Below are 14,061 nucleotides of genomic sequence, written 5' to 3'. Positions count from 1 at the left end.
CGAAGAGGCCGGCACAGGCAGCTACGATTCAGGATGCTGCCTTGGCCTGACAGGCGCTGCCCTGCTGTGCAGAGCTGCCAAACAGCACCAGCCCCCCAGCCACCACCAACCCACCCGCAGCCACCATCAGCGCCGGCTGCAGCCCGCCGCTGTAATGGCTGCTGACCGCCGCCAGCAGCGGCCCACTCAACTGCCCCAGGGCAAAGCAGGCCGTCAGCAGCCCGGCATTGCGCTGCGTGGCATGCGGCGCCAGCTCCCGCGAATGTTGCATCACCAGCTGCATGCAGGCCAGGAACGGCCCGCCACACAGCACCACGCCCAACGCCAGCCCGACACCCCCGCCCATCAGGCAGGCCAGTACACCCAGCCCCTGCAGCCACAGGGTGGCGGTGAGCCAGGCCGAGGTGCGGCCGCCACGCCGCAGGCTCACCAGCAGCACCCCCAGTGCCGCCGCCAGGCCAAACGCCGGCCAGAACAGGTCGGCCAGCCACTGCCCGTGGAACTGCTGGTTGGCCATTTGCGACAGGAAGGTGGCCGGCAGGATGTAACCCACGCCATACAGCGCATACACCAGCCCCAGGCGGCCGATGCCGACACTGCGCGTCGGGCCCTGGCGTGCAGCCGACGGCACGGGCGCCGCTTGCAGCGCCCTTGGCAGCCAAGGCCGGACCGCCAGCAGCATCACCAACGCGGCCACGGCGTAGATCAGCCACAGTGCTGCCGAGCCCAGCCCCCACAAATGCGCCACCAGCGCCAGCAAACCCGTCAGCGCAATGCCCAGCCCGGGCCCCGCGAACACCAGGGCACCCAGGCGCTGGCGGTTGTCGGCATTGGCCACCTGTTGGCTGAGGCTGGTGATCATCACCAGCACCCAGGCGCTGGCCACGCCGGTGCCGAAGCGCAGCAGCAGGTGGCTCCAGAACCCGTCTGCGGCCCATGAGGCCAGGGTCAGCAGCACGCACAGCCACAGCCCACCGTGCAGGCGCAGGCGCACCTGGCCCGGCGAGCGAGCGAACATGGCATCGACCGCGCCGATGAAGTAGCCCAGGTAGTTGGCCGCTGCCACCAGCCCGGCGACCGTCAGGTCGAACTGGCCTTCGGCGATCAGTTGCGGCAGCTGCGGGGTCAGGGCGAAACGGCCGATGCCCATGGCCATCATCAGCGCCACGGCGCTGGCCAGCAGTTGAATGAGTGGCGACATGACGAGTCTCCTGCACGGATGTAAGCGATGGCTGGCAGGTTAGGGCGGTTTCTTTTTCAATAAAATTGAATAATGATGATCAAGTTGTTCTGTTTTGGAGAATGCCGTGGAGTTCAGCCAACTGCGAATCTTCCAGGCCGTGGCCGAGGAAGGTTCGGTCACCCGTGCCGCAGAGCGCCTGCATCGGGTGCCGTCGAACCTGTCAACGCGCTTGCGCCAGCTCGAGGAGCAACTGGGTGTCGAGCTGTTCCTGCGCGAACGCCAGCGCCTGCAGCTTTCGCCGGCGGGCAAGGTGCTGCTGGATTACGCCAACCGCATGTCAGCCTTGCGCGACGAGGCACTGGCCGCCGTGCGGGGCGGCCAACCGGCGGGGGACTTCGTGCTGGGGACCATGTACAGCACGGCGGCGACCCATTTGCCGGGGTTGCTGGCGCGTTATCACCAGGCCTACCCGGCGGTGAACCTGCAGGTACGCGCAGCGCCCAGTGGCGAACTGCTGGAAGGCCTGCTCAACCACAGCCTGGACGCGGCCCTGGTGGACGGGCCGCCGAGCCTGGCCGGGCTGGATGGCGTGCCGTTGTGCGATGAGCAACTGGTGCTGATCACCAGCCCTGAGCACCCTGTGGTGCACACTGCCAAGGATGTGGCGGGCAAGGCGGTGTTCACCTTCCGCCAGGGCTGCTCGTACCGCATGCGCCTGGAGGCCTGGTATGCCCATGCCCATACGCCTATGGGCCGGGTGATGGAGATCGAGTCGTACCAGAGCATGCTGGCCTGCGTGATCGCCGGCGCGGGTGTGGCGATGATGGCCAGGTCGATGCTCGACAGCCTGCCCGGGCGCGACCGGGTGCGGGTGCACCAGCTGCAGGCGCCGTTCGATCAGGCGGTCACCTGGTTGATGTGGCGCCAGGGCATGCGCGGGGCGAATTTGCAGGCCTGGATCGACCTGCAACAAAGCGAAACGATTAACCAGTCGTCGGAATGCGCCGCTACGGCTTGATCCGTATCAAAATGGCCCGTATCTGTAGGTGTAGAGGCATGCGTAATACAGGACATAGGGCTATGATCTGTATGAAACATCGCAGGATTGAATTGCCGTGAGGCTGACCCGTCAAGGGGGCATTATGAATAAACCACTGTCCAACTGGCTCCACGACCTGGCTGTCGCCTTGGGGCTGATTCCACCACCCTTGCAGCCGGTGCCGATCCCGACTGATGAAGAGCAGCGCAAACGCCAACCGCGTCGTCGCTGATACAGACAAAGGCCGCTGCACCTGGGTGGGTGCAGCGGCCTTTTTGTGTCTGCCAGTTGTGTGTTGCCTGTACCGGCCTCTTCGCGGGTAAACCCGCTCCCACAGGTACCCCACAGCACTCGAGACCTGTGATATTCCTGTGGGAGCGGGTTTACCCGCGAAAGGGCCAGTACAGGCAGCCGCGATCTATCAGGCCAGCTTCACCGCCGCCACCGATTTACGCGACATCAGGCTGACCACCACAAAGCTCACCAGACCAACCGCCAGGCTGTAGTAGATCGGCGTATTGGCCTCCAGCCCATCCTTGAACATGAACAGCAGCGCGGTGGCAAAGCCCAGCGACATGCTGGCGATAGCCCCTGCGGTGGTAGCGCGCTTCCAGAAGATCGCGCCGATCAGCGGGATCAGCATGCCGCCGACCAGCAGGTTGTAGGCCAGGGTCAGGGCATTGATCACATCGTTCACCACCAGGGCGATGCCCAGCACCACCAGGCCGGTGAGCAGGGTGAACAGGCGGCTGACGCCCAGGCTCGACGCCTTGCCGCCACGCAGCTTGGGCAGCAGGTCTTCGGTCAGGGTGGTCGACGCAGCCAGCAGGCCGGCGCTGGCGGTAGACATCATGGCGGCCAGCGCCGCTGCCATCAGCAGGCCACGGATGCCATCGGGCAGGGTGGTCTTGATCATCTCGGCAAAGGCATTGTTCGGGTTGGCCAGGTCGGGCATCAGCACATGCGCGGCCATACCGATCGCGGCGCAGGCCAGGCCGTACAGTACGCAGTACACACCGGCGGTGGTGCCGGCGCGCTGGCAGACCTTCTCGTCACGGGCAGTGAACACCCGCTGCCAGATGTCCTGGCCGATGAGGATGCCGAAGAAGTAGATCAGGAAGTAGGTGATGATGGTGTCCCAGCCAATGGTGGTCAGCTGGAAGCTGGCCGCCGGCAGCTTGGCCACCAGGGTGTCCCAGCCACCGGCCTTGTACAGGCACACTGGCAGCAGGATGAACATCAGGCCGACGGTCTTGATCACGAACTGGACGATGTCGGTCAGGGTGAGCGACCACATGCCGCCAATGGTCGAGTACAGCACCACCACACCACCGCCCAGCAGCAGCGAGGCCCAGAACGGCAGGTCGAGCAGCACCTGCAATACGGTGGCCATGGCCAGGGTCGAGGTGACGCCGATCATCAGTGCGTAGGCCAGCATGATCACGGCGCTTGCCTGGCGTGCGGCCGGGTTGTAGCGCTGCTCCAGCACCTGGGTCACGGTGAAGATGCGCAGGCGCAGCAAGGGTTTGGCGAGGAACAGGTTGAGGGCGATGATGCCCAGGCCCAGGGCTGCGCATAGCCAGAAGCCGGAGATGCCATGGACGTAGCCCAGGCGCACGGTGCCGACGGTGGAAGCGCCACCGAGCACGGTGGTGGCCATGGTACCCATGTACAGGACCGGGCCGAGGTTGCGCCCGGCCACCAGGTAGTCCTCGTGGGTTTTCGCGCGCCGCATGCCATACCAGCCAAGCCCGAGCATGCCGGCGGTATAGATCATTACAACAATGATGTCCAAGGCCATTGGGGGTCTCCCGATTATCTTTATTATGGCGAGATCGACCACGCGGGCGGGTTCACGGCGCCCGGCGGTCTTGTCGTGTTGTTGGCGGGCCTCAATGGCCCTCCCATATGGCTCCTGCCGGGGTACTTTCTAGAGGCTTGCACTAGTCCCCTGTGGGAGCGGGCGTGCCCGCGAAAGGGCGTAGCCCTTGCCATGCACAGGGGTTGTCAGTGCTGGCCCCTTCGCGGGCTTGCCCGCTCCCACAGGGAACGGTGTTGCTCTCGTTTAGCGGCGCACTACGCCTGGAAGCACGCAGAGCATCTCGAACAGCAGGTTGGCGCCGAGCAGCGAGGTGTTGCCGGTGGTGTCGTAAGGCGGGGAGACTTCGACAAGGTCACAGCCGATCAGGTCCAGGCCGTGGCAGCCGCGAATGATCTCCATCGCCTGGATGGTGGTCAAGCCACCGATTTCCGGGGTGCCGGTACCAGGCGCCCAGGCCGGGTCGATGCCGTCGATGTCGAACGACAGGTACACCGGGCCACCGCCGACCTTTTCGCGCACTTCGGCCATCAGCGGTTCCAGCGACTTGTGCCAGCACTCTTCGGCCTGGACCACACGGAAGCCCTGGCGGCGGCTCCAGTTGAAGTCATCGGCGGTGTAGCCCTGGGCGCGCAGGCCGATCTGCACCACGCGCTCGCAATCGAGCAGGCCTTCTTCCACGGCGCGGCGGAAGGTGGTGCCGTGGGCGATCTTCTCGCCGAACATGTGGTCGTTGACGTCGGCATGGGCATCGATGTGCACCAGGCCGATCTTGCCGTGCTTCTTGTGCAGCGCCCGCAGGATCGGCAGGGTGATGGTGTGGTCGCCACCCAGGGTCAGCGGGATGATGTTGTGCTCGAGGACCTCGTCATACGCTTCTTCGATGATGCGCACGGCGTCCAGCAGGTTGAAGGTGTTGATCGCCACGTCACCGATGTCGGCCACCGACAGCGAGTCGAACGGTGCGGCCCCGGTGGCCATGTTGTACGGGCGGATCATCACCGATTCGGCGCGGATCTGCCGCGGGCCGAAGCGGGTGCCGGAGCGCAGCGAGGTACCGATGTCCAGTGGCACGCCGATGAAGGCGGCGTCCAGGCCTTGGGCACTTTGCAGGTGGGGGAGACGGAGCATGGTGGCGATGCCGCCGAAACGCGGCATTTCGTTGCCGCCCAGTGGTTGGTGGAGGATCTTGTCCACGGTGGGCCTCATCAGTCGGTCGATTGTTCTGTTTGTTCGAACCTGTGCCGCCGCGCGCCTTCCAGGTGTGGTCTTGCCGGCGGGCAGGGACATTTCGGCCAAGTCTGCTGAAGGTAGTGCCGGGGAAAAATCGCTACCGGCAAATACTTAGTTCAGGAATTTCTGAACTAAAGGCCGGCAGAGCGGTTAGACTGCGCGCAAACACCCTTGCGGAACCGTTGCACCATGGCCTCGACCTTGCCCGACCTGAAACTGCTGCGCATCTTCGTCAGCGTGGTGCGCCACCAGGGCTTTGCCAATGCCCAGCGCGAGCTGAACCTGTCGACTTCGGCCATCAGCACCTACATGAGCCAGCTGGAAGGTGCCCTGGGGATCGTACTGTGCCACCGCGGCCGTGGCGGCTTCAGCCTGACCAGCAAGGGCGAGCTGTTCCACCAGGAAACCCTGCGCCTGCTGGCCGAGCTGGACGGTTTCGAACAGTACGCCGCCGCCCTCAAGGGCGAGTTGCGCGGCACCCTCAACCTGGGGGTGATCGACTCCACGGTCGGTGACCAGGCCTTGCCGCTGGCCGAAGCCATCGGCGCCTACAGCCAGGAACACCCGGCGGTGCACCTGCACCTGTCGGTGTCCAGCCCTTACGAGCTGCAACTGGGCGTGCAGGACAACCGCCTGGACCTGGCGATCGGGGCGTTTTCCTCGCGCATGAGCGGGCTGCTCTATCAGCCGCTGTACCGTGAGCAGCACTGGCTGTACTGCAGCAGCCGCCACCCGTTGTATGCCGAACGGCGCATCCCCGAGCAGGTGGTGACCCAGCAGCGCATGGTCGGGCGTGGCTACTGGAGCCAGGCCGAACTGGCCCGGCATGGCTTCAAGCACAGTGCGGCGACGGTGGAGAGCATGGAGGCGCAGTTGATCCTGATTCTCTCCGGGGCCTACATCGGCTACCTGCCCGAGCACTATGCCCAGGCCTGGGTCGACAAGGGCGACTTGCGCGTGCTGTCGCCGTCCACCTTCGGCTACCAGGCACCGTTTTCGCTGATCATTCGCCGCGGGCGCAGCCGCGAACCGTTGATCCAGACTTTCCGCGACCTGCTGAAAAGCCAGCTCAACGTGGGTTGAAGTCCGGCACATGCTGTATTTCGTCGGCCCCCGTTAAATTGTTGGTGCCGCTGACCGACAACATAATGGCAGCCCTGCTATATATCAAATCAGTGTGTGCTGCTGTCTACCTCCCTTTCATCCTGCAAGGATTGTCCAAGATGCGCATGAATTTGCCCGTCACTGAGCACGAAAGAACCTTTCCCAACGATCAGCGCCTGATTTCCACCACTGACCTCAACAGCCGCATCACCTACTGCAACGACGCTTTCGTGGCGATCAGCGGGTTCACCTACGACGAGCTGGTCGGCCAACCCCACAACCTGGTGCGCCATCCGGACATGCCTCCGGCCGTGTTCGGCCACATGTGGGAAACCATCAAACAAGGCAAACCGTGGATGGGCGTAGTCAAGAACCGGGCGAAGAACGGTGATTACTACTGGGTCAGCGCCTATGTCACGGCCGTCTACGAGCAGGGCCGCATCAGTGGCTACGAGTCGGTGCGCTCGGTGCCCACCCGTGAGCAGATCCGCCGCGCCGAGGCGTTGTACGCGCGCTTGCGGGCTGGCCGCGCGCCGGTGCCGTGGGCGGCCCGTCTGGGGCATGGCCTGGGTCACGGTTGGCCATTGATCGGTGCGGGCCTGCTGTCGGCGGCAGGCTACCTGTGGCTGCCGCCCTACGCGGCGCTCGGGGTACTGATGGCCAGCCTGCTGCTGGCCTGGTATCTGGTCGAGCACCGGCAGAACCAGGCCATCCGCCGCACGCTGGCCGAGCACCCCAAGGCCTTCACCAGCCCGCTGGTGGCACTGACCTACAGCGACAACCCAGGCCTGCAAGGCCAGCTGGATCTTGCCATCATCAGCGAGGAAGCTCGCCTGCAAACGGCCTTGACCCGCCTGGTGGATGCCGGGGTCGGGGTGAAGTCGCGGGCGGCGCAGTCCTCCGACTTGTCCGATGCCCAGGCACAGATGCTCGACCGCCAGCGCAGCGAGACCGACCAGTCCGCCGCCGCCATCGCGCAGATGGCGGCGACCATTCAGCAGGTTACCCATAACGTGCAGAGCACGGCGCACGCAGCGGGCGATGCCGACCAGCTGGCGCAGCAGGGCAGCGAGCTGGCCATGCAGAGCCTGCAAGCCATGGGCAGCATGAGCAATGCGGTCAACGACATCGGCCAGGCCGTCAATGCCCTGGCCGAGCAGACCCAGTCGATTGGCAGCGTGGTCGATGTGATTACCTCGATCGCCGAGCAGACCAACCTGCTGGCGCTCAATGCGGCGATCGAGGCGGCGCGTGCCGGCGAACAGGGGCGCGGGTTTGCCGTGGTGGCGGATGAGGTGCGATCGCTGGCCCAGCGCACCCGTGCCTCGACCGAGGAGATTCACCAGATCATCGCCTCGTTGCGCGCCGGGGCAGAGCGCGCGGTGAGCACCGCCAGCCGCGGCGAACAGATCTCGCGGGACAGCGTGCACAGTGTCGAGGCGGTGCAGGCAGCGTTGAGCGGGATTGCCCAGGCGGTCAGCCGCATCACCGGCATGAGCCAGCAGATGGCGACGGCGTCGGAGCAGCAGAGCCATGTGGCCGAGGACATCAACCAGCAGATCGTGCGCATAGCCCACCTGTGCGACCAGAGTGCCGGGCAGGCCAGGCAAGGCGCGGAAATCAGCCAGGACCTGGAGCGCATGGCGGAGTACCTGCATAGCCTGGCGGAGCGGTTCAACCGTTGAGATTGCCGGGGCCGCCTTGCGGCCCTATCGCCGGCAAGCCAGCTCCCACAGGATCACCACAGACCTGGGCCTTGTGCAATACCTGTGGGAGCTGGCTTGCCGGCGAATGGCCCGCAAAGCGGGCCCCGGTTCTGTGGCAAACTGTTCCCGCCAAGGAGAATCCCATGCCCAGACCCCGCTGCGAGCGCTGCCAGCGCCCGCTCGACCATTGCCTCTGCCCACTGATCCCCGCACTCGACAGCCGCACCCGCGTCATCCTGCTGCAGCACCCCAGTGAAACCACCCATGCCCTGAATACCGCCCGCCTGGCCGCCCTTGGCCTGAACAATGCCGAGTTGCGAGTAGGCGAGGTATTCGATGACCTGAACGAATTGCTGGCGACCCCCGGCTACCGGCCAGCCCTGTTATTCCCGGGTGACGACGCCCAGGAATTGGTGGCCTATGGCGAGACGGACGACCAACCCTTGCTGTTGATCGTGCCCGACGGCACCTGGCGCAAGGCGCGCAAGCTGTTGTACCTGAACCCGTTGCTGGAGGCGTTGCCGCGGGTGACGCTGGGGGCTGTCGCGCCTTCACGCTACCGCTTGCGCAAGGCGCCGGAGGCGGGGGCGTTATCGACTATCGAGGCGGTGGTGGGAGCGCTGAACGCATTGGAGCAGCCTGCCTGTTTCGATGCGCTGCTGGCACCGTTCGAGGCGTTGATCGAGGGGCAGATCAGGGCCATGGGTTTGGAGACGTTCCAGCGTAACCATGGTAGCGAGTGAGGGCAGGGGGCTGCTTTGCAGCCCATTCGCAGCACAAGGCTGCTCCTACAGATGTTGCGCGCTTTCCTGTAGGAGCAGCCTTGTGCTGCGAATGGGCCGCAAAGCGGCCCCAAAAATCTCGAACCCGATCAACGCATATCAGGCAAACGCGCCTCGGTGCGTACTTCGGTGGTAGCCAGCGCTTCCGGCGGCAGCGAAATACGCTGCTTGCTCAGCAGCTCGCCCATGGTCGCCAGCACGCGGTAGCGCGAGAACTCCTCGGTATAACGCACCTCGGTGTAGCGGCGGTCGGCGTTGTACAGCTCGTTTTCACTGTCGAGCACGTCGAGCAGGGTACGTTGGCCCAGGCCGAACTGGTCCTGGTAGGCAGCACGCACGCGCTTGGTGGTCTCGGCGTATTCACGCGCAGTCGGCAGCTGCTTGCTGGCGTTGTTCATGGCGTTCCACGCCAGGCTCAGGTTTTCGGTCAGCTCACGCAGGGCGTTGTTGCGGATGTCCAGGGCCTGGTTGATCTTGTGCGCGTCGGACTGCAGGCGAGCCTTGTCGCTGCCACCGCGGAACAGGTTGTAGTTCATCTCCACGCCAGCTTGCCAGTCGTTGTTGTTGTGGCCTTTCTCGCCGCCGGTGTTGTTGTTGGCACCGGTGGCCAGAATGGCGTCGAAGCGTGGGTAGAAGGTCGACTTGGCCACTTCGTATTGCTGCTCGGCAGCATTCACGTCAGCCTGGGCAGACTTGATGTACGGGTTGTTCTGGCGCATGCCGTCGCGGGCTTCGTCGAGGGTGCCAGGCACCTCGCCCTTGATGGTCTGCGGGCTTTCCAGCTCGTCCGGCATGCGGCCGACGACGCTGAAGAAGTTGGCCTCGGCATCGGCCAGGTCGACTTCGGCGGTGTCCAGGTTGTTTTCCGCCAGGGCGCGACGTGCGCGGGACTGGTCAAGGTCGGCGGTGCTGCCGACGCCGCGCTCGTTGCGCAGGCCGATCTGGTCGTTGACTCGCAGGTGGGCTTGCAGGTTGTTCCTGGCCAGGGTCACCAGTTCACGGCGCTTGAGCACTTCCAGGTACACCTCGACTGCACGCAGGGCGACATCCTGGGCAACGGCCTGGGTGTAGTAGGCGCGGGAGGTGGAGACTGCTTCGGTGCGGCCCACTTCATTCGAGGTGTTGAAGCCGTCGAAGATCATTTGCCGCAGGCGCAGTTCGGACTGGGTGTAGTTGAGGGTTTCCTTGTTGTGGTTGCCCTCGGCACGCGTCGTGGTGTTGTCCGAACGCTGGCGGCCATAGCCGGCGACCAGATCCACGGAAGGGTAGTAGCCACCACGCGCGAACTTCACATCTTCATCGGCCGACAGCTTGCTGTTGCGGTTGGAGCTGACCTGCGGGTGGTAGTCCACGGCGCTCTGGACAGCCTCGGTGATCGACATCGCCTGTACGTTGGCACTCGCCAGGGCCAACAGTAATGCACTGGTGATGGGGTTCAAAACGCGCATGCTACATCTCCCTGATTCTGGAATTTATCCTGCTGATCGCCAAAAAAATGACGATAAAGTTATTGCATATAGTGTTGCAGGTTTTTAATAACACAGCTAAGTACATTCAACGCGATAGATAAGAAGATTTCTTCATATCAAATTGCCATATAATATATAAATTGTCTAATGGGCTCGCAGAAGGACCCAGGGAATGGCAGCGGAAAAGTCCATGAAAGCCAATTAATACGGGGGCTTAACAGAGTTCCAGAATCATTTCGGATAAGGAGAATAATCGTTAGGCGAAATTGATATTTGGCGACAAAATATTGTCACTTTGGCTTGTGCAAAGTTTTCTGGCTGAGGATGTACAGGCTTACCAGTACGGCGCTGGTCAACATGAAGGTGCGCGCCCAGAACAGGGGCACCAGATAGCACGACAGGCCGATGCTGGCCCACATCAGGCCGATGGCGTAGACCTTGCCCTTGAGGGGGATGCCTTCACCACTGAGGTAGTCACGGATCCATGGCCCGAGCTTGGGGTGATGGACCAGCCAGTGGTGAAAGCGCGGCGAGCTGCGGGCAAAGCAGGCGGCCGCCAATAGCAGGAACGGGGTGGTGGGCAATACCGGCAGGAATATCCCCAACACCCCCAACGCGACGCTGAGCCAGCCGGTGGCCAGCAGCAGGTAGCGCACAGGCGACTTAGTGGTGGCGTGGCTTGAGCAGCGCCGGTTTTTCGTCTGGGGCATGCAGCAGCAGGAACAGCGCCGTCAGCGCTTCGGGGATCTGTACGATCATGTCGTCCTGCAGGTTGGCGTTGCTGGCGATGTCGGCGAACTCCGGCTGCTCGTCGAACAGGCCCGAGCCGACCATGATCGGCAGCAGCATCTCGCTGACTTCTTCCTCGGCGTTCTCGAACCAGGCCTCTTCACGCAGGAATACGCCTTCCATGAAGCCGATGCACCAGCCGCGCAGGTCGGAATCGTCCGGCTCGTCGGTCAGGTCGAGGTCGCATGGCAGCTCGAACTCGTCGTCGCTGGCCAGCTGGCGGGCAATGTGCGCTTTCAGCGCCACCAGGGTGGCCTCGATCTCGGTGCGCTGAGCATCGCTGGCGTAGTGCGGCTCTTCAGCGAACAGGGCGTCGATCCACTCGCGCTCGGGCACTTCCTCGGCATTGATCGAAAGGGCGGTGAGGTAGCCGTGGGCGGCGACATAGTCCAGCGCTTCCTCGTGCAGCTCGTCGGCGTCGAGGAAGGCTTGCAGGCGGGTCAGTTGCTCGGCGAAGGACATTACAGGGCTACCTTGGGGAATAAACGATAACGAATTCTAGCACCTTGCGACGGCGGCGGGGTAAAGGGAACGTCTATCGCCGTGGTGCCCTGCGCGGGGCGGTGCTGCGGTATACTCCGCGATTTTTCATCCAGGGGCAGGGTTTGCCGGCTACCTGGCAAAAACCGCTTACGCATTTGGCGTGTGCGGGGCGGGTTTTTCGTCCAGCCTGTATCCGGGATGGTACGGCGATTTGTGGAGTTGCACATGCTCGAACAGGCTCAGCGCGTTCTCAAGGACGTCTTCGGCTACGACAGTTTCCGCGGGCGCCAGGCAGCGATCATCGACTGCGTGGCCAATGGCGGCGATGCCCTGGTGCTGATGCCCACCGGCGGCGGCAAGTCGTTGTGTTTCCAGGTGCCGGGGCTGCTGCGCCCGGGCCTGACGGTGGTGGTCTCGCCTCTGATCGCGCTGATGGACGACCAGGTCGCCACGCTCGACGAACTGGGTGTGCCGGCCGCTGCGCTGAACTCCACGCTGACCCCGGAGCAGCAGCGTGACCTGGCCGGGCGCCTGCGCCGTGGTGAAGTGAAGATGCTGTACCTGGCGCCGGAGCGCCTGGTGCAGCCGCGCATGCTCGACTTCCTGCGCGACCTGGACATCTCGCTGTTCGCCATCGACGAGGCCCACTGCGTGTCGCAATGGGGCCACGATTTCCGCCCCGAATACCTGCAACTGGGCCAGCTGGCCGAGCTGTTCCCGCATGTGCCGCGCATTGCGCTGACCGCCACCGCCGACATGCGCACCCGCGAGGAGATCGTCCAGCGCCTGCACCTGCAAGGCGCAGAGCGCTTCCTGTCGAGTTTCGACCGGCCCAACATCTTCTACCGCATCGTGCCCAAGGAGGCGCCGCGCAAGCAGCTGATGGCGTTCCTCGGCGAGCGCCGCGGCAACGCCGGTATCGTCTATTGCCTGTCGCGCAAGAAAGTCGACGAAACCGCCGCCTTCCTCTGTGACCAGGGCTTCCCCGCGCTGCCGTATCACGCCGGCCTGGCTGCCGAGACGCGTGCGGCCAACCAGCACCGCTTCCTCAACGAGGAAGGTCTGATCATGGTCGCCACCATCGCCTTCGGCATGGGTATCGACAAACCCAACGTGCGCTTTGTCGCCCACCTTGACCTGCCCAAGTCGCTCGAGGCGTACTACCAGGAGACCGGCCGTGCCGGCCGTGACGGGTTGCCGTCCGATGCCTGGATGGCCTACGGGCTGCAGGACATGGTGATGCTCAAGCAGATGCTGCAGAACTCCGAAGGTGACGAGCGCCACAAGCGCATCGAGCAGCACAAGCTCGACGCCATGCTGGCCCTGTGCGAAGAAACCCGCTGCCGCCGCCAGTCGCTGCTGGCCTATTTCGACGAAACCCTCGAGCAACCGTGCGGGCACTGTGACAACTGTGTCGACCAGGTGCAGACCTGGGACGCCACCGAGCCGGCCCGCCAGGCGCTGTCGGCGGTGTTCCGCACCGGCCAGCGCTATGGCGTCGGTCACCTGGTCGATGTGCTGCTGGGCAAGGACACCGAGAAGGTGCGCAATTTCGGCCACGAGAAGCTCTCGGTGTTTGGCGTCGGCAAGGGGCTGGCCGAAGTCGAGTGGCGTTCGCTGTTCCGTCAGCTGGTGGCGCGCGGCCTGGTCGACATCGACCTGGAAGGCTACGGCGGCCTGCGCCTGTCCGACAGCTGCCGGCCGCTGCTGCGTGGCGAAGTGACCTTGCAGCTGCGCCGTGACCTCAAGCCGCAGACCACCGCCAGGACTTCGTCGTCCAGTGGCGGCAGCCCGGCCAGCCAGCTGGTGCGTGCCGAAGAGCGCGAACTGTGGGAAGCGCTGCGTACCCTGCGGCGCAAGCTGGCCGAGGAGCACAGCGTGCCGCCCTACGTCATCTTCCCCGACTCGACGCTGCTGGAGATGCTGCGCAGCCAGCCGGTCAGCCTCAGCGACATGGCCCAGGTCAGCGGCGTGGGTGCGCGCAAGCTGGAGCGTTATGGCCAGGCCTTCCTCGAGGTGCTGAACAACAGCGGCGGCACCGACGAAGCGCCGAAAGTGGTACTCGACCTGCGCCACGAACTGGTCAGCCTGGCCCGTGCCGGCATGACCCCGGCGCAGATCGCCGGGCAGCTCAACTGCAGCGAGAAGAACGTCTACAGCCTGTTGGCCGAGGCGCTGGGCCGCCAGGAACTGAGCCTGGAACAGGCCCTGGACCTGCCGGAAGACCTGTTGATGGAAGTGCAGGATGCCTTCCTCGATGGCGAGGGCGAGCTGCCACCGGTATCGGCGATTGCGCCGCTGTTCGGGGCGCGGGTACCGGAGGGCGTGCTGTACTGCGTGCGGGCTGCGCTGGCGGCCGAGTTCGAGCTGTAAGTGACGACAGGATCGAAGGCAGAACTGCCATCTGCTGACCTTTGTCATGTTTTTTGACGATTATCGAACATTCCAGGGTGC

General features: G+C 64.2%; 12 protein-coding genes. 6 read left to right on the top strand and 6 right to left on the bottom strand.

Going from position 1 to position 14,061, the window contains the following annotated elements:
- Window positions 1-28: 28 nt before the first annotated feature.
- Complete coding sequence (locus ACGLHT_RS06025; protein ID WP_137164576.1) at window positions 29-1,201, bottom strand: MFS transporter; 1,173 nt, start codon at window positions 1,199-1,201, stop codon at window positions 29-31.
- A gap of 106 nt (window positions 1,202-1,307) precedes the next feature.
- Between ACGLHT_RS06025 and ACGLHT_RS06020 the strand changes: the two genes are divergently transcribed.
- Entirely contained in the window at window positions 1,308-2,201 is an 894-nt protein-coding gene (locus ACGLHT_RS06020) for a LysR family transcriptional regulator (RefSeq protein WP_137164575.1), read from the top strand.
- 124 nt (window positions 2,202-2,325) lie between these two features.
- Window positions 2,326-2,454, top strand: a complete 129-nt coding sequence (locus tag ACGLHT_RS06015) for a PA1414 family protein (RefSeq protein ID WP_009683677.1) — start codon at window positions 2,326-2,328, stop codon at window positions 2,452-2,454.
- Window positions 2,455-2,643: 189 nt separating this feature from the next.
- Here ACGLHT_RS06015 and ACGLHT_RS06010 read toward each other — a convergent pair whose 3' ends face one another.
- The gene (locus ACGLHT_RS06010) at window positions 2,644-4,023 is read right to left on the bottom strand and encodes a sodium:solute symporter (RefSeq protein ID WP_025340155.1); all 1,380 of its coding nucleotides are present in this window, start codon (window positions 4,021-4,023) and stop codon (window positions 2,644-2,646) included.
- 264 nt (window positions 4,024-4,287) lie between these two features.
- On the bottom strand, window positions 4,288-5,238 hold the full coding sequence (gene speB, locus ACGLHT_RS06005; RefSeq protein ID WP_025340154.1) for an agmatinase: 951 nt from the start codon (window positions 5,236-5,238) through the stop codon (window positions 4,288-4,290).
- 225 nt (window positions 5,239-5,463) lie between these two features.
- Between speB and ACGLHT_RS06000 the strand changes: the two genes are divergently transcribed.
- The 3 genes from ACGLHT_RS06000 (at window position 5,464) to ACGLHT_RS05990 (ending at window position 8,827) form a co-directional block, all read left to right on the top strand.
- Window positions 5,464-6,357: a LysR family transcriptional regulator gene (locus tag ACGLHT_RS06000; RefSeq protein WP_025340153.1), complete on the top strand. Its 894-nt coding sequence runs from the start codon at window positions 5,464-5,466 to the stop codon at window positions 6,355-6,357.
- 140 nt (window positions 6,358-6,497) lie between these two features.
- Window positions 6,498-8,063: a PAS domain-containing methyl-accepting chemotaxis protein gene (locus ACGLHT_RS05995; protein ID WP_137164573.1), complete on the top strand. Its 1,566-nt coding sequence runs from the start codon at window positions 6,498-6,500 to the stop codon at window positions 8,061-8,063.
- A gap of 164 nt (window positions 8,064-8,227) precedes the next feature.
- Window positions 8,228-8,827 (top strand): tRNA-uridine aminocarboxypropyltransferase, encoded by a 600-nt coding sequence (locus ACGLHT_RS05990; protein ID WP_085618605.1) that lies wholly within the window; start codon window positions 8,228-8,230, stop codon window positions 8,825-8,827.
- Window positions 8,828-8,955: 128 nt separating this feature from the next.
- Here the strand turns inward: ACGLHT_RS05990 and ACGLHT_RS05985 are convergent, their stop codons facing one another.
- From ACGLHT_RS05985 to ACGLHT_RS05975, 3 genes are all read right to left on the bottom strand, one after another.
- Window positions 8,956-10,314: a TolC family outer membrane protein gene (locus ACGLHT_RS05985; RefSeq protein ID WP_085618603.1), complete on the bottom strand. Its 1,359-nt coding sequence runs from the start codon at window positions 10,312-10,314 to the stop codon at window positions 8,956-8,958.
- A 311-nt stretch (window positions 10,315-10,625) separates the two neighbouring features.
- Window positions 10,626-11,045, bottom strand: a complete 420-nt coding sequence (locus tag ACGLHT_RS05980) for a YbaN family protein (protein WP_162276778.1) — start codon at window positions 11,043-11,045, stop codon at window positions 10,626-10,628.
- Window positions 10,999-11,586 (bottom strand): YecA family protein, encoded by a 588-nt coding sequence (locus ACGLHT_RS05975; protein ID WP_025340148.1) that lies wholly within the window; start codon window positions 11,584-11,586, stop codon window positions 10,999-11,001. The genes ACGLHT_RS05980 and ACGLHT_RS05975 overlap by 47 nt, the downstream gene beginning before the upstream one ends.
- Window positions 11,587-11,832: 246 nt before the next feature.
- On the opposite strand from ACGLHT_RS05975, the gene recQ reads away from it, so the two are divergent.
- Entirely contained in the window at window positions 11,833-13,980 is a 2,148-nt protein-coding gene (gene recQ, locus ACGLHT_RS05970) for a DNA helicase RecQ (protein WP_085589121.1), read from the top strand.
- The last annotated feature ends 81 nt before the right edge of the window (window positions 13,981-14,061 follow it).

This window comes from Pseudomonas sp. PsB, assembly GCF_043658375.1.
Classification (GTDB): domain Bacteria; phylum Pseudomonadota; class Gammaproteobacteria; order Pseudomonadales; family Pseudomonadaceae; genus Aquipseudomonas; species Aquipseudomonas putida_Z.
The sequence above is the reverse complement of the archived record's forward strand: the minus strand, read 5'-3'. Positions and strand labels throughout refer to the sequence as shown.